The organism is Solimonas fluminis, assembly GCF_002930645.1.
Taxonomy (GTDB): Bacteria; Pseudomonadota; Gammaproteobacteria; order Nevskiales; family Nevskiaceae; genus Solimonas_A; species Solimonas_A fluminis.
In genome coordinates this window covers 128857-143267 of sequence record NZ_PSNW01000010.1, presented here as the reverse complement: position 1 = coordinate 143267, position 14411 = coordinate 128857, and the positions used below count along the sequence as shown (strand labels likewise).

Genomic DNA, 14411 nt, shown 5'->3' with positions numbered 1-14411 from the left:
AACACCTCAAGACTTCAGAGGGAGGTCAGCTGGGGAGGTCCGCGCAAGGGCGGCCGCAGGAAGGCGGGGCTTGCCGGAATGAGTGCCGGCAGCAGGGGGAGAACGAACCGGCGCGGAGTCTGGAAGAGAATCCAGACCAGCAGTGCCGCGAGCAACACAATCGGCAAATCATCAAAGCTGATTTGCTTGCCGGTCTTGGAGACGCCGTCCACCGCCAGGGACACATCTGTGTCCCGGTGTGGGGCACCGTGACTGGCCGTATGGTGCAAGCCAACGTCCAGGAAATGGACACTGGCAGGCGCTTCCTGCCCGTCAAAGCATAGGTGCAGATGAGGCCCCGCGACGCGCACGATCAACAGCAGGACGCACATCAGCGTCAGCAGCCGTTGGAGTGTCGGAGCGTGGGTCATGAGAGCTACTCTAGCAAAATTGGCCGAGGATCGATCCCGGGCCGTCAAAGACAGTCGTGACGACCTGCCCGCTTAGTACGTAGCCCCAGTATCTGAGTTCCGCGTACTGGCCTGTCCCCATTCTGGTCTCCAGAAAACTCAAGGCCTTGCACTCCATGGCGGGCATGCGTACCGGCATCAGGCGACGGCTTGGCGACGGTTGTAGGCAAAGCCAGCCGCCAGCACCAAGGTACAGGCCACCTGAGCCACAAGGCCCTGCAAGGTGGGATAGAACCCAATCCAGTCAAAGCGCGGCAGGTCCAGCAGCCGGGCTGAAATCATGTTGGCCTCCTGCAGGGCGGCGATGCCCTTGCCGGTGAGCATGACCGCCAAGATGGCCATCAGCACGGCGCTGATTGTGAAGAAGGTACCTACGGGCAGCTTGCGCGAATAGCGCAGCATCAGCCAGGCGATCACCGCCAATGCGGCGACGGCCGCTACGGCGCCCGCGATGACCGCTCGCTCGGCTCCCTGGCTCCAAAGCGCGACATAGAACAGGATGGTCTCGAAGACCTCGCGATAAACCACGACGAAGGCAAGCAGGAACAGGAACCAGGCCGAGCGGCGCGACAGGGCTGCACCGATCTGCTCTTTGACATAGCGCTGCCATGCCCCGGCTTGGCTCTTGCCGTGCATCCAGATACCGACGAACAGCAGCACCGCCGCCGCGAACAAGGCCGCGACGCCTTCAGTCAGCTCGCGGCTGGCACCGCTGATATCGATCAGGTAGGTCGCCACCCCCCAGGTGGCCACACCCGCCAGCAGCGCTACGCCGGTGCCGGCGTGGACGTAAGGCAGTACCTCGGTGCGGCCAGCCTTGCGCAGGAAAGCAATGATGGCGACCACGATGAGCAGCGCCTCCAGTCCCTCGCGCAGCAGGATGGTGAAGGCGCCGACGAAGGCCGAGCCGGCATCCGCACTGGAGTCCTTGAGGGCCTGCTCCGCAGCGCCGAGCCGGGATTGCAGTTCCTTGACCCGCCCCGCTACCTCGTCTGCCGGTGCGCCGGCCGAAATCCGGCCCCGCAGTTCGGTCATCGCCATTTCGAGGGTGCGCATCAACTCGGGATTTTTGACGGCGAGGATCGGCTCCACGGGCTCGAATCCATCGAGGTAAGCGGAAACAGCTGCCTGGGAGGCGGTATCACGTTCCCCCGCCCGATAGGCAACGACCGCCTGCTCCAAGCGGTCGCGCACGAGCTGCAGAGAGCCTTCAGTGGACCGCAACAGAACAGACGGATCACGACGCAGGTATGCCGTCACAGCCCGCGCCTGTTCAGCACCCAGCCGCGCCTCCAATGTAGCGGGCGTCAAGGTGGCCAGTGCAGCCAGATCGGGAATGGCTTCATGAGTCGATGCTTGCTGCCAGAGCCGTGCGCCAGCCTCCACCTGCCCCTGCGGGAATGCGAACTGCCCGACAATAAAGGCCAGCGCCCAGCGCTCGGTATCCGGCAGCTGAGCGAACGAGGGCATTGCCGTACCTTCCAGGCCCTGGCTGATCACCTGGTAGAGCGCGAAGATGCTGCGCTCCCGCGCCCGGTCGATGGCGGTGAAGTCCACTGGAGGCGGATCCATGCCGGCGGCGAGCTGCCCATCGCCATGGCCGCTGGAGCCATGACAACCCGCGCAGAGTGTGGCGTACTGAGCCAGCCCTTTTTCGAGGTCCGGCGCGGCCTTCGGTGACAGAGGCACCGGGTAGGCTTCCAGGAGTTTCGCGCCCAGGGCGCGCGCCAGTTTGGCGACAGTGTCGGGATCGGCCTTGGCGTCGATGGCAGACTTCAGCCCCTGCGCATCCTGGACCAGCGTTGGCTGTGCCGGCGTTGTCGCCAGCGTGCCGAGCTGACGATTCACCGAATCGGCGAATTCACTCATTTCCGCGTATTCGGCCGCATCGGCCACATTCCCGCTCTTGTCCACCGCGCCGGCATAGTCGACGGCGATGTAGTCGAGCAGACGCCAGGTGGTCTGGGCATCGCCGGCTGCCAGCGACATCAGGGGCCACAGGAGCAGCAGAGCAAGCAGGGAGCGCAGGCGCATCACGGTATTGTTCTTTTAAGAGGTAGAAGAGGATTTGGACGCTTCTTCGGCGATCTCGAGGATTTCGCGGCCACCGCGGAAGGCGATCGCAGCCACGAGCAAGCCGATCACCAGATCGGGAAGCGGTGATTCGAGCCAGAGCACGAGGGCGCCGGAGGCCACGATACCCAGGTTCACCAGCGTGTCATTGCTGGTGAAAATCCACGAGGCCGCAAAGTGCGCGCCCTCCCTCCGGTGGCTACGCAGCAGCTTCAGGCACACCAGATTCAGGGCTGCATTGCAGGCCGCCCAGATCATCATGGCAACGCCGATGGGCTCGGCACCAGAGAAAAAACGGCGCAGCACCTCGAACGCCAGCATCAGGCTGAAGCCGACCAGCAGCCAGCCACTGATGCGTGCCGCACGGGCCTTGTGCGCGGCACTGCGGCCCTCGGCATACAGGGAGATGCCGTAGACGCCGGCGTCGCCGAGATTGTCCAGGGCAGCACCGACCAAAGCTGTGGACTGTGCCCAGGCACCGACGCCCCCGCCGGCCAACGACTGGAAGAGATTGATGGCCAGCACCTTGCGCAGCGCAGACCGATTGGCTTGCGCGGCCATCTTGCAGGGGTCACCCGGCTTGCCGCAGTTGTCGCTCATGTCGGCTTCCTAAGTCGGGATCAGCCCAGGGTCGCCCAGAGGCTCTTTTCGTCGCCGCAACCCGGCGACAGGCGCCGAATCCAGAGGCTGCCGACCAGTTGGACCAGGATCAGGCCCACGTGGAGGATCATCAGCAGCAGTCCGGCCGCCGCTCCTGCCGGAATCGGGATGAGCAGTGCGGCTCCAGCCAACACCTCCACAATACTGATGTGGCGCTTGGCCAGCAGATGATGCAGCAGGTGCAAGGTCTGGACGGCCAGCAGTGCCATCCAGGTGATTTCAGGCGTGAGCGACATGGGCGATCTCCTTCAGTTCGGCGCGAGCCTGGGTCATGACGGAGCGGGCCGCCGACAGGCCCAGACCCGCCATGATCACGGCGACCATCAAGTCCGGCCAGGCGGCACCGAGCCCGAACACACCGCCGGCGGCGAGGATCACGGCGATGTTGCCGATGGCGTCGTTGCGCGAGCACAGCCACACTGAACGCATGTTGGCGTCGCCATCACGGAAGGCATAAAGCATGACCGCCACGGACAGATTGGCGGTCAGCGCCAGGGCGCCCACGACACCCATGGTGTACGCCCCCGGCACGACGCCGTTGAATCCATTCCAGGCAGCCTGGGCCAGCACGAGGACCCCATAGAGCCCCATGGTTGCGCCCTTCGCCAAGGCAGCCCGTGAACGCCATACCAGGGCCATGGACAGCACCAGCAGGGAGATGCCGTAGTTGGCCGCGTCCCCGAGAAAATCGGCCGCATCGGCCAGCAGGGAGACGGATCCGGCAGTCCAACTGGCTCCCAACTCGACCGCGAACATCGCCGCGTTGATGGCCAAGGCGATCCACAACGCCCGGCGGTAGCGCGGGGTCACCTCGCTCTGGCAGGAATTGCTGGCGCAGCAGGAATCGCCCATGGCGGTCTCCAATGAATCTGGGCGCCATTGAACACCCTGTAGCCGCTACAGGGTCAAGGGGCTAGTATTGGGCTCACTTTTCCGGAGAGGCGGCATGCGGATCGGCGAACTGAGTGAAGCCACCGGCGTGGACACCGAGACCATTCGCTACTACGAGCGCTCCGGCCTCTTGCAAGCCCCGGAAAGACAGGCCAACGGCTATCGGGCCTATGGTCCTGTCCACTTGGAGCGGTTGTCCTTTATCCGGCATTGCCGGGCCTTGGACATGCCGCTGGCGGATGTTCAGCGCCTACTAGGCTTTGTTGACCAGCCGCAGGCGGATTGTGGGGACATCAACCGGCTGATCGACGAGCAACTAATCCGGGTCCGGGCCAGGCTAAAGTCGATGCGCGCCTTGGAAAAGCAGCTGACGACTCTTCGAACTCATTGCGAAGCCGGCCATACAGCCAGTAACTGCGGCATCTTGCAAGAGTTGGTGTCCGCAGCACACGGTGAGGCCTGCGCATGCCATACAGCACCCTCGTCGGAAAGCTGAAGGAGCCTCAAGCCTGGCTTTACGCGCATTTTGGCGGATTCGACGCTTATGACTTCGTGCTTCTTCGGCTACCTGGATGCGTGACGAAGGCTAGTTCAAGCAATCAAACCAATGGCGAACGCCCGAGATCCTCAAGAATCGGACAATCCGGTCGGTGATCGCCATGGCAGGCACCGACCAGGTGCGTCAGCGTGTCGCGCATGCCTTGCATCTCGGCGATCTTGGCATCGAGCTCCTCGATATGCCGGGCGGCCAGGCGTCTCACTTCTATGCTCTTGCGGCGGCTGTTCTGCCATAGCCCCAGCAAGGCCTCGATTTCCTTCATCGAAAAGCCGAGGCTGCGGCCGCGCTTGATGAAACGCAGCACATGCAGATCGCGATCGGAGTAGATGCGGTAGTTGGACAGCGTCCGCTCGACCCGGCTCAGCAGGCCGAGCGACTCGTAGTGACGGATCATCTTCGCCGTCACGCCCGTCGCCTCGGCGGCCTGGCCGATGTTGTGATACCCGCTGCTGAGCGCTTCAGCGGTCTCCAGAGTCGGCTTTGAACGGCGCATCCTAGTCTCCCCGTCCCTGGTCTTCGGGACGCCATCTGGCCAGTGTAAGGGCATTGGCGACGACGCTGACGCTGCTGAGGGCCATCGCGGCGCCGGCAACCATGGGGCTCAGCAGGCCGAAGGCGGCCAGTGGAATGCCGGCCACGTTGTACAGAAAAGCCCAGAAGAGGTTCTGGCGGATCTTCCCGTAAGTCTTTCGCGAAATCTCGATCGCTGCCGATACCAGGGCGGGATCGCCCCGCATCAGCGTGATGCCGGCGGTGTGCATCGCCACATCCGTACCGGTTGCCATGGCAATGCCGACGTCGGCTGTTGCAAGCGCCGGGGCATCGTTGATGCCATCGCCGACCATGGCCACGCGGCCGCCCTGCTCCTTCACCCTCTGGACCTCATGCGCCTTGGCTGCAGGCAGGACTTCGGCACGCACCTGATCGAGTCCCAACTGCTGGCCGACCAACCGCGCACTGCCCCAGTTGTCGCCGGTCAGCATGACGGTACGTATGCCCTGACGACGGAGCACGTCAACGGCGAACCGAGCTGTCGGCTTCAGCGGATCCCCGAACGCCAGCAGCGCGATCAGCTGCGGCGCCTGCGCGGCTTCCGCCAGCCAGGAGATCGTGCGCCCCTGGGCCTCCAGGGCGCTGCTGTGTTCCTGCAGCAGGGTCTCGGGCAGACCCAGTTCGATCATCAGACGCGTGCTGCCGAGCACCAGGCGGCGTCCGGATACAACGCCCTCCAGCCCCCTGCCCGGCAAGGCGCGAAACTCGGTGACCTGCGCCGGGATCAGGTCCTTCTGGGCGGCGGCCGCCACAACCGCTCGTGCCAGCGGGTGCTCGCTGCCGGATTGCAACGCGGCCGCGATGGCCAGGCTCGCCGCTTCGTCACCCTCGAAGGCTTTCAGCGCGACCAGTTCCGGCTGGCCGGCCGTCAGCGTACCGGTCTTGTCGAAGATGACGGTATCGACCTGGTGGCCCATTTCCAGGGCTTCCGCATCCTTGATGAGGATGCCGTGGCGCGCGGCCACGCCAGTGCCGGACATGATGGCCGTAGGGGTCGCCAGGCCCAAAGCGCAAGGACAGGCGATCACCAGCACGGCGACGGCATGCAGGATGGCCGCTTCCCAGTCGCCTGATGCCAGACCCCAGCCCAGCAGCGTGGCCAATGCGATCACCAGCACGACGGGAACGAACACCGCACTGACTCGATCGACCAGCTTCTGAATCGGCGCCTTCTTGGCCTGGGCCGATTCCACCATGCGGATCACCCGGGACAGAGTGGATTCGGCGCCCACGGCGATGGTCGCGGCGACCAGCAGGCCTTCGCCATTGACCGCGCCGCCGGTCAGACGACTCTCGGGCTCTTTGGCCACCGGCATGCTTTCGCCGGTGATCAGGGACTCGTCGACGTGGCTGCGTCCCTCCAACACCTTGGAATCAACCGGAATGCGTTCGCCGGGCCGGATCACGACGAGATCGCCGATCGCAACCTGTGCCAGCGGCACCTCCCGATCTTCACCTCCGCGGCGCACACGCGCGATTTCCGGACGCAGGGCCTGCAGCGCCCGTATGGCCTCGGTCGTCTGCCGCTTGGCGCGCGCTTCCAGCCACTTGCCGAGTAGCACCAGCGTGATCACGACAGCCGAGGCTTCGAAATACAGGGTATCCGCCGGACGTCCCTTCAGGATTTGGTACACCGACAAGCCGTAGGCCGCGCTGGTCCCGATGGCCACCAGCAGGTCCATGTTGCCGGCGCCCGCCTTCAGAGCCTTCCAAGCCGCTCGATAGAACCGGGCGCCGAGCAGGAACTGCACGGGAGTGGCCAGCGCCCACTGTATCCAGCCGGGCAGCATCCAGTGCTGTCCGAAAATCATGCCGATCATCGGAAGCAACAGCGGCGCCGAAAGGACTGCGGCCGCCGCAACCGGCGCCCAGCCAGGCCATCCACCCTTACCGGACTTCGACGGCGCAGCTTGCGTCGCCGGGCTGGCGGCATAGCCGGCATGTTCAACCGCCGCTGTCAGGGCCGATACGGGAGTTTCGCCGCTGACCCGGACGGTCGCCCGCTCGGTCGCAAGGTTCACCGAGGCGTCGAGCACGCCGGGGATCTCGCGCAGCGCCTTCTCGACGCGCCCGGCGCAGGAGGCGCAGGTCATTCCTTCGATGGCGAGTTCCACCGTGTTCTCGGCGATCCCGTACCCCGCGTCACGTACCGCGTTCTGCAGGGACTCGATCGACGTGCTCGGAGCGGCACTGACCGTGGCATTTTCCATTGCCAGATTGACCGTGGCTTCCCGGACGCCCGGAACTTTCAGCAGGGCCTTCTCTACCCGGCTGACACAGGAGGCGCAGGTCATGCCCTCGATCTGGAACTGCCAGAGTTCGGATGCTGTGGACGTATTCATGATCAATCTCGCTGATATGCGGACAAGCTAAAGGTTGCCACGATGGCAAGGTCAAGGCGCCGCGAACTGTTCTCGCTGAGCGCCTCCAGGGCTGGGTCAGTGCACCGGGTAGCCGGCGTCGCCAAGTGCCTTGCGCAGTGCGGCGTCGCTTTCCGTCGATTCGACGCTGACGGTCTTGCTGGCCAGGTCGACTTGGACTTGCGCGCGGTGGTCGGCGGACTGCAAGGCCTTGGTGACACGCGCAACGCAGTGGCCGCAGGTCATGTTGGGGACGTGGAACTGGTACATGAAATTCTCCATCTGTTCGTTATCCGCGGATCGGACGGTGACACTTTCCAGCTTCCCATGGTGGGAAGGTCAAGCACTCGTTCGGCGAGCCCTCAAAACCTTGGAGTTCACTTCACCGGTGCGAATGACAATCGTTCTCGTATATTCTCCGCGCCGCCATGAACAACCATTGGACAACAAACATGAAACACAAGATGGCGTGGGGTTTGGCGTCGGCCGCATTTACGGCCAACCCGGTCGCAGCAGAGCCGATCGAGTCGGCCGCCGGACGGGCGGCGCCCGTGGTCTTGGAAGCAGTCACCGTCGTCGGCTCGCCGCTGGAGGCGGATGCCCTGGCGGGCAGCAATGCCACGATCGACTCGGAGACCCTGGAAGCCTCCCGGGTCTTCACGACCAATGAGGCACTCCGAAAAGCCCCCGGTGTGAACGTGCGCGATGAGGAGGGGCTGGGACTGCGTCCCAACATCGGCATTCGCGGCCTGAACCCGACGCGCTCCACCAAGATCCTGCTCCTGGAAGACGGGATACCGCTGGCCTATGCGCCCTACGGCGACAACGCGAGCTACTACCATCCTCCCGTCGACCGGTTCGATCGCATCGAAGTCCTGAAGGGTTCGACCATGAACCTCTATGGCCCGCAGACCATCGGCGGCGTCATCAACTACATCACCCCCATTCCACCGCAGGAACTGTCTGCCGGCGTCGCCCTGACGGGAGGAAGCCGGGACTACTTCAATGGCCATGCTTTCGTCGGCGGCAAGGGCTTGCTGCTGGACTACGTGCGCAAACAGGGCCAGGGCGCGCGCGACAATACGGATACCGAGCTCAACGATCTCAACCTGAAGGGCGTTTTTGACCTGTCGGCCGAGCACCAGCTGATTGCCCGGGCGAACTACTACACCGAAGATTCGACCGTCACCTACTCGGGCCTGACGGACGCCGAGTACGCCAATTTCGGAGCCCGCTACAACCCGTTCAAGAATGACGAGTTCGACGCTGAGCGGATGGGGCTGTCCTTGAGCGAGCGCTGGACCATCAATCCCGCTTCGTCTCTGACTACCCAGGTGTACTGGGCCGATTTCTCGCGAGACTGGTGGCGACAGGCTTCCAGCACCACGGATGGCCAGTGCGGCGCGGCCTTCACTGCGGCCCGGCGTGCCGGCACCGTGGTCGACCCGGATACCTGTGCCAGCGCTCAGGGACGCCTGCGCGACTACTACACCTACGGCGTCGAACCCCGATACCGCCTCAGTCACGGGCTGTTTGGTCTGAACAATGAACTGCAGGCCGGGGTGCGCGCGCACTTTGAATACCAGGACCGCCTGCAGTTGAACGGTACATCGCCCACCGCCCGCACCGGCGCGACTGCCGAGAGCAACGAGCGGCGGACCGACGCGTACTCTGCCTTCATCCAGAACCGCTTTGGCTTCGGCAAGCTGTCGCTGATTCCCAGCCTGCGACTGGAGAACGTCCGATACGAGCGCAAGAATCGGTTGACCGGTGCCAGCGGTGACTCCGACCTGACCGAGCTGCTGCCTGCCCTTGGTCTCAATTACCAGGTCAACGATGCCTACACGGCGTATGCCAGCGTGCATCGCGGCTTCGCCCCGCCCCGTACCGAGGACATCGTCAGCAATAGCGGCACCAGCGTGGATCTGGACGCCGAGCAAAGCGTCAACTACGAGCTCGGCCTGCGCGCGCGACCGGTTGCCGGAGTGGCCCTGGAGCTCACCGCATTCCGCACCGACTTCCGCCGGCAGATCGCCGTGGGCTCGATCGCGGGCGGCAGCACCCCCCTGGCAGTGGGAGAAACGCTGTACCAGGGCATTGAATTCTCCGGCCGCGCTGAGATCGGTCGACTGCTTGGCTGGAGCCAGCGCCCCTTCATGGAGATCGCCTACACGCTCTTGCCCACGGCGAAGTCGGAAACTCCCTTGCGCTGCGTCGTCGCCTCCGGAGCCACCTGCGCGGCCGGCGATCCGGTTCCGGGCAGCGCGGCCGGCAAGCGGCTGCCGTATGCGCCCAGGAACCTCATAACCGGAACCATCGGTTATGAACACACGGCTGGCTTTGACCTGCGCCTAGAGGGCGTATTCATCGACGACCAGTTCAGTGACTTCGCCAATTCAGAGCAGGCCCCGGCGGATGGAACCGGCCAGATCGGGAAGATCGACAGCAGCCTGATCTGGAACGCGGCCGCGAACTACCGGGTGCCATCGGTCGCGGGTCTGAGCCTCTTCATCACCGGAAAGAATCTGGCCGACAAGGACTACATCGTCGATCGAACCCGAGGCATCCTGACCGGTGCGCCACGTCTGGTGCAGGGTGGCTTCGAGTACAAGTTCTGACGCAGTGGGGCCCGGGCGAGCCAGCTCGGGCCCTATAACCCCGGAGTCGGCTCCAGACTCAAGCCTTTAATGTTCAGGCAGATGATGAACTTTCCCCACTTGCCAGCGACTAAGCGCTGGTAAGACACTATGACGATGCGCCTGCTCAAGCCCTTTCTGGCCGTACTGCTCGCCTGGACGTTCTCGTTCCAGGCGATGGCCGGCGTCGTGGGCATGTCCTGCAGGCACCCGCCGGGCGCTATGTCGGCTCCGGCCGCACAGGCGATGCCGTCGGATCATGCGGCCATGCATCACGACCACGCGGCCATGATGCAGCAGCAGGCAGAACACGCCGGCCATATGATGGCCGCCGCTGATGGCGAGACCAAAACCATCAAGGTCCCTGGCTGCGAGTGCGGCTGCGACTGCGCCAAGGTAGGCTGCAGCGGCGCCTGCCCCGGTGTCGCGGCGATCTTCTCTCCCTCCACTCTCGACATTCCCGTCGGGAGTCAGCACGCCGCTCCGGCGTCTGTCGCGCCCTCGGGCGCGCATATCCTCGCCCTGATCCGTCCCCCCAGTATGTCCTGAGTTGAAGCCGCGTTTGCGGCGCAGGCGACCCCTGCCCGCAACCCCGTGGCTATGCCGTGGCCCGAGCGCCGCGGATCAATGCTCATGGATTCCTGGGAGGATTTGTGGTTCCCCGAAAATATCTCTATGTACCAGCGCTTTCCGCAGCGCTGCTCAGTGGCTGCGCCAGCATTCCTTCGGACTGGGGACGCTCCGACGTCGCCGACCTGGCCCGCTCGCATGGTCGATCGGCGCCGAGTGGCGGCGATGCGGCCGCCTTTACGCGACAGGCGCTGGACCGACCGCTGACCCCGGAGATCGCGGTCCAGTTGGCCCTGCTCAACAACCCCGGCTTGCGCCGCGATACCGCCGAGCTGGGGTTCGCCGCCGCGCAGGTCTATGACGCCGGGCGCCTGGCCAATCCGGTCCTGAGCGCGGTGCGCCTCTCACCTGGCGACCCCACGGCAGCCAACGCCAGCCTCACGCTCGGCATCGCCGTGAATTTCGTCAACCTGCTGTTCCTGCCAGCCAACTCCCGCTTTGCCGGCGCGCAGTTCGAAAGCGCCAAGCTGTCCCTCGCCTCCCGGACACTGAATCTGGCAAGCGAAGTCGAGGCGGCCTACTACGAGGCGGTGGGTGCCGAACAGCTGGCGCAGATGCGCGAAGCGGTCGCGAAGGCCGCACGCGCCTCGGCGGGTCTCGGTCAGCGCTTCTTCGATGCCGGCAACATCAACCGCCGCGAACTGGCCATGGAACAGGCCTCGGCCAGCCAGGCGGAGCTTGACGCCCTCGCCGCCAGAGCCGAAGCCATCGAGGCGCGCAGCAAGCTGCACCGCTTGATGGGCCTCTCATCCTCCCAGGACGTCTGGGCGCTCGAAGCCCGCCTGGCCGAACCGCTGCCGCGCGAGGACGAGCTCGATGCCCTGTCCAAGCTCGCTGCCGAGTCGCGGCTGGACGTCGCGAGTGCCCGCAAGAATGCCGAAGCCCTGGCTGCCCGGTTCGGATTGGAGCGCCGCACCCGCCTGATCAATGGCATCCAGATCGGCGCCGAGCGCGAAAAGGACTTCGACGGCTCGATCAATGTCGGCCCGACGCTGGAACTGGAGTTGCCGCTCTTCAACTGGGGCGGCGGTCGCGTCGCGGCAGCGCAGGCCTCGCTCGCCCAGGCCGAAGCCAGTCTCGACGAGGCGGTTCTCGACAGCGGCAACGAGGTCAAGCTGGCCTACGCCAAGCTCGTTTCGGCCAAGACCCGGGCGGAGCGCTACCGCGATGCCCTGATTCCGCAGCGCGAGGCCGTCGTGGCCCGCATGCAGGAAGAGGTCAACTACATGCTGGTCGGCATCTTCGAACTGCTCGTCGCCAAGCAGCAGGAGTACGAAGCCTATGCCGGCTATCTGGAAGCCGTGCGGGACTACTGGATCGCCCGCGCCGAACTCACCCAGGCCGTCGGGCGCAGGCTGCCCAGCAGCGACCAGCCGGTCGAGGCGACACTCGATCCGGCCGAGCTGACGCGCCCCAAGGGCGCTGCTGCGATGGACCACTCGAAGATGGGCATGCCGGGCATGGATGGCATGGAAGGGATGGACGATATGGAAGGGATGGAGGGCATGGAGTCCATGCCAGGAATGCCGGGCATGAAGTCCTCGCAACCCGATTCCGCGCCTTCCAATTCCGGCCACGCCGGTCACGGCATGAAGCCTGGCAAGGGCCCGGCGATGCCGATGGACCACAGCCAGCACGGCCAATCCTCCACGCCCGCCAAGGACGCCCAAAGCGGCGACCACGACATGGGCGACATGCCGATGCCCGGCATGAAGCACGAAATGCCGGCGCCGCCCAGGCGACGTAAGGATGTCGAGCAACCCGTGATCCAGGAGCAGCCGCATGCCCACTGAAACCTTTTCCCCCGACGCCCCCCGGCGTTTCTCACGTAGGAGTTACCCGATGAACACGCTTTTCCGCAGCACCCTGGTCGCCGCCGCTGTTCTGTTTGCGCAGGGCAGCTGGGCCCACGATCCGGCCGAGCACGCCAAGGAAGCCGCCGCCGCGAAGGCCGGCCCCGATTGCGCCTCGATGAAGAACATGGACATGTCGAAGATGGACATGAACGACCCGGTGGCCAAGGCGATGCACGAGAAGTGCATGGGCCAGAAGAAGCCGGCCGACGGCATGGGTGGCATGGACCATTCCCAGATGAAGGGCATGGACCAGAAGTCGGGTCGCGGCAAGCCGCCTGCTGACGGTCACGGAGGCCACTGATGGTCACGAGACGCGACCTGCTGCAGATGATGGGCGCGAGTGGCGCTGGCCTTCTGGCCAGCGCTCCCGCCCTCGCCCAACACGAGGGCCACAACATGGCCGACATGCCGGGCATGCGCGGCGCCGGGACGGCCAGCACCCCTGCCCCTGGGCTGAAGGTGCCCGCCACGATCAAGCGGCATCCGCAGGGCTACCTACCGGTGCGCACGCTCAATGGCTGGACCCTGCCGTACAAGTTGAAAGGCGGCGTCAAGGAGTTCCACCTGGTCGCCGAGGAGATCGAGCACGAGTTCGCGCCAGGCTCCCGAGCCAAGTGCTGGGGCTATAACGGGACGACCCCGGGGCCGACGATCGAGGCGGTCGAGGGCGATCGCGTGCGCATCTTCGTCACCAATCGCCTGGGCGAGCCGACCAGCGTGCACTGGCATGGCATCGACCTGCCGAACGGTTTCGATGGCGTCGGCGGTCTGAACCAGCCGCACATCCAGCCGGGCGAGACCTTCGTCTACGAGTACACGCTCAAGCAGCACGGCTCGCACATGTATCACCCGCATGCCGACGAAATGACGCAGATGGCGTTCGGCATGATGGGCATGTTCATCATCCATCCCAAGGACGGTGAAGGCGTCCAGATCGACCGCGACTACACCTTCCTGCTGCACAACTGGGCACTGCACCCGGGCACCTATCGCCCCGACCCCAGCATCATGCAGGACTTCGATCTGTGGACCTTCAACAGCAAGACCTTCCCGGCGATCGAAAACCTGGTGATGCGCACCGGCGAGCGAGCGCGCATCCGGATTGCCAACCTGTCGATGTGGAATCACCCGATACACCTGCACAGCAATCCGTTCTGGGTCACCGGCTCGGATGGCGGTCGTTGGCCCGAGGCGCAATGGCGTCGCGAGGTGACCGAGATCGTAGGTGTCGGACAGATCCGCGACATCGAGTTTGTCGCTACCGAACCCGGTGACTGGGCCTTCCACTGCCATATGGCGCATCACACGATGGGGCCGATGGGACATGGCATCCCCAACCTGGTCGGCGTCGACCAGTCCGGCGTGGAAGCCGACATCCGCAAGATGCTGCCCGGCTATGGGGCCATGGGCCGCTACGGCATGGCCGAGCACGGTGGCCATGTGGCCATGGGCCTGAAGGGTCCCGAGAACACGCTGCCGATGATGACCGGCGAAGGACTGTACGGCCCCATCGAGATGGGCGGCATGTTCACGGTCGTGAAGGTGCGGGACAACCAGCCGGCCGGGGACTACCGCGATCCGGGCTGGTACCGCAATCCACCCGACAAGATCGCACGGCGTATCTCCAGTGATCCCGACTTCGGCAATCCGCCGCGGCGTGATCCGTATGGACCGCGGCAGGAGCCGGCAGCGACGCCGGCCATGCCGAAGATGGACCACTCCCAACACGGCGGCTGATCTCCCAA

14 protein-coding genes are annotated in these 14411 nt (G+C 64.9%); 6 read left to right on the top strand and 8 right to left on the bottom strand.

Annotated elements, in window-relative coordinates:
• Window positions 1–14 precede the first annotated feature (14 nt).
• The 5 genes from C3942_RS17210 to C3942_RS17190 all read right to left on the bottom strand — a co-directional run bounded on the left by C3942_RS17210 (window position 15) and on the right by C3942_RS17190 (window position 4034).
• The gene (locus C3942_RS17210; protein ID WP_104231592.1) at window positions 15–410 is read right to left on the bottom strand and encodes a hypothetical protein; all 396 of its coding nucleotides are present in this window, start codon (window positions 408–410) and stop codon (window positions 15–17) included.
• A 177-nt stretch (window positions 411–587) separates the two neighbouring features.
• Window positions 588–2483, bottom strand: a complete 1896-nt coding sequence (locus tag C3942_RS17205) for a cytochrome c/FTR1 family iron permease (RefSeq protein WP_243393653.1) — start codon at window positions 2481–2483, stop codon at window positions 588–590.
• Window positions 2484–2498: 15 nt separating this feature from the next.
• Window positions 2499–3122 carry a cation efflux transmembrane domain-containing protein gene (locus C3942_RS17200; RefSeq protein WP_243393647.1) on the bottom strand — a complete coding sequence of 208 codons (624 nt, stop codon included), beginning with the start codon at window positions 3120–3122 and terminating at the stop codon, window positions 2499–2501.
• Between the two features lie 20 nt (window positions 3123–3142).
• Window positions 3143–3418 carry a hypothetical protein gene (locus C3942_RS17195; protein ID WP_104231590.1) on the bottom strand — a complete coding sequence of 92 codons (276 nt, stop codon included), beginning with the start codon at window positions 3416–3418 and terminating at the stop codon, window positions 3143–3145.
• A complete protein-coding gene (locus C3942_RS17190; protein WP_104231589.1) occupies window positions 3402–4034 on the bottom strand; it encodes a cation efflux transmembrane domain-containing protein in 633 nt (210 codons plus the stop codon). Before C3942_RS17190 ends, C3942_RS17195 begins: the two co-directional genes overlap by 17 nt.
• Before the next feature lie 94 nt (window positions 4035–4128).
• Between C3942_RS17190 and cadR the strand changes: the two genes are divergently transcribed.
• Window positions 4129–4569, top strand: a complete 441-nt coding sequence (gene cadR, locus C3942_RS17185) for a Cd(II)/Pb(II)-responsive transcriptional regulator (RefSeq protein WP_104231588.1) — start codon at window positions 4129–4131, stop codon at window positions 4567–4569.
• 103 nt (window positions 4570–4672) lie between these two features.
• Here cadR and cueR read toward each other — a convergent pair whose 3' ends face one another.
• The 3 genes from cueR to C3942_RS17170 all read right to left on the bottom strand — a co-directional run bounded on the left by cueR (window position 4673) and on the right by C3942_RS17170 (window position 7814).
• Entirely contained in the window at window positions 4673–5125 is a 453-nt protein-coding gene (gene cueR, locus C3942_RS17180; protein WP_104231587.1) for a Cu(I)-responsive transcriptional regulator, read from the bottom strand.
• A gap of 1 nt (window position 5126) precedes the next feature.
• Window positions 5127–7526 carry a heavy metal translocating P-type ATPase gene (locus tag C3942_RS17175; RefSeq protein ID WP_104231586.1) on the bottom strand — a complete coding sequence of 800 codons (2400 nt, stop codon included), beginning with the start codon at window positions 7524–7526 and terminating at the stop codon, window positions 5127–5129.
• A gap of 96 nt (window positions 7527–7622) precedes the next feature.
• A complete protein-coding gene (locus C3942_RS17170) occupies window positions 7623–7814 on the bottom strand; it encodes a heavy-metal-associated domain-containing protein (protein WP_104231629.1) in 192 nt (63 codons plus the stop codon).
• A gap of 182 nt (window positions 7815–7996) precedes the next feature.
• On the opposite strand from C3942_RS17170, the gene C3942_RS17165 reads away from it, so the two are divergent.
• The 5 genes from C3942_RS17165 (at window position 7997) to C3942_RS17145 (ending at window position 14403) form a co-directional block, all read left to right on the top strand.
• Window positions 7997–10162, top strand: a complete 2166-nt coding sequence (locus C3942_RS17165) for a TonB-dependent receptor family protein (protein ID WP_165797506.1) — start codon at window positions 7997–7999, stop codon at window positions 10160–10162.
• 135 nt (window positions 10163–10297) lie between these two features.
• A complete protein-coding gene (locus tag C3942_RS17160) occupies window positions 10298–10729 on the top strand; it encodes a hypothetical protein (RefSeq protein ID WP_133164338.1) in 432 nt (143 codons plus the stop codon).
• A 56-nt stretch (window positions 10730–10785) separates the two neighbouring features.
• The gene (locus C3942_RS17155; RefSeq protein ID WP_243393645.1) at window positions 10786–12603 is read left to right on the top strand and encodes a TolC family protein; all 1818 of its coding nucleotides are present in this window, start codon (window positions 10786–10788) and stop codon (window positions 12601–12603) included.
• A gap of 49 nt (window positions 12604–12652) precedes the next feature.
• Window positions 12653–12967, top strand: coding sequence for a hypothetical protein (locus tag C3942_RS17150; protein ID WP_104231583.1), 315 nt, complete (start codon window positions 12653–12655; stop codon window positions 12965–12967).
• Window positions 12967–14403 (top strand): multicopper oxidase family protein, encoded by a 1437-nt coding sequence (locus tag C3942_RS17145; protein ID WP_243393644.1) that lies wholly within the window; start codon window positions 12967–12969, stop codon window positions 14401–14403. The genes C3942_RS17150 and C3942_RS17145 overlap by 1 nt, the downstream gene beginning before the upstream one ends.
• Window positions 14404–14411: the final 8 nt, after the last annotated feature.

What these genes read in the sequence shown, in the direction of transcription:
- C3942_RS17210 (WP_104231592.1), bottom strand. Translation starts at nt 410, where the DNA reads ATGACCCACGCTCCGACACTCCAACGGCTGCTGACGCTGATGTGCGTC.
- C3942_RS17205 (WP_243393653.1), bottom strand. Translation starts at nt 2,483, where the DNA reads ATGCGCCTGCGCTCCCTGCTTGCTCTGCTGCTCCTGTGGCCCCTGATG.
- C3942_RS17200 (WP_243393647.1), bottom strand. Translation starts at nt 3,122, where the DNA reads ATGAGCGACAACTGCGGCAAGCCGGGTGACCCCTGCAAGATGGCCGCG.
- C3942_RS17195 (WP_104231590.1), bottom strand. Translation starts at nt 3,418, where the DNA reads ATGTCGCTCACGCCTGAAATCACCTGGATGGCACTGCTGGCCGTCCAG.
- C3942_RS17190 (WP_104231589.1), bottom strand. Translation starts at nt 4,034, where the DNA reads ATGGGCGATTCCTGCTGCGCCAGCAATTCCTGCCAGAGCGAGGTGACC.
- cadR (WP_104231588.1), top strand. Translation starts at nt 4,129, where the DNA reads ATGCGGATCGGCGAACTGAGTGAAGCCACCGGCGTGGACACCGAGACC.
- cueR (WP_104231587.1), bottom strand. Translation starts at nt 5,125, where the DNA reads ATGCGCCGTTCAAAGCCGACTCTGGAGACCGCTGAAGCGCTCAGCAGC.
- C3942_RS17175 (WP_104231586.1), bottom strand. Translation starts at nt 7,526, where the DNA reads ATGAATACGTCCACAGCATCCGAACTCTGGCAGTTCCAGATCGAGGGC.
- C3942_RS17170 (WP_104231629.1), bottom strand. Translation starts at nt 7,814, where the DNA reads ATGTACCAGTTCCACGTCCCCAACATGACCTGCGGCCACTGCGTTGCG.
- C3942_RS17165 (WP_165797506.1), top strand. Translation starts at nt 7,997, where the DNA reads ATGAAACACAAGATGGCGTGGGGTTTGGCGTCGGCCGCATTTACGGCC.
- C3942_RS17160 (WP_133164338.1), top strand. Translation starts at nt 10,298, where the DNA reads ATGCGCCTGCTCAAGCCCTTTCTGGCCGTACTGCTCGCCTGGACGTTC.
- C3942_RS17150 (WP_104231583.1), top strand. Translation starts at nt 12,653, where the DNA reads ATGAACACGCTTTTCCGCAGCACCCTGGTCGCCGCCGCTGTTCTGTTT.
- C3942_RS17145 (WP_243393644.1), top strand. Translation starts at nt 12,967, where the DNA reads ATGGTCACGAGACGCGACCTGCTGCAGATGATGGGCGCGAGTGGCGCT.